This window comes from Lysinibacillus sp. G1-3 (assembly GCF_056322905.1).
This window is the reverse complement of sequence record NZ_JBWHYQ010000088.1, coordinates 1-255: the sequence shown is the minus strand read 5'-3', so window position 1 is coordinate 255 and position 255 is coordinate 1. Positions and strand designations below refer to the sequence as shown.

Here is a 255-nt window from a genome sequence, read left to right as displayed (position 1 = left end):
CATCATTAGGACCCAACATACATACTTTAGCACCTACTAATGACCACCATAAAAGTTCCCATACAGATACATCAAAAGTATAGGTTGTTTTCTGCAAAATAGTATCTTCTTCATTTAGTGGATATTTTTTTTGCATCCAGTTCAATCTATTAACCAATGATTTGTGTTCAATCATTACTCCCTTAGGCATTCCAGTCGTACCAGACGTGTATATAACATATGCTAAATTTGTTGGCTTGTTAATTTTCTCAAGGT

The 255-nt window shown here is 33.7% G+C and carries 1 protein-coding gene; it reads right to left on the bottom strand.

Going from position 1 to position 255, the window contains the following annotated elements; genetic code table 11:
* Positions 1 to 255: AMP-binding protein (locus ACVYAD_RS25290; RefSeq protein ID WP_476428319.1), on the bottom strand; the 255-nt coding region annotated here is incomplete at both ends.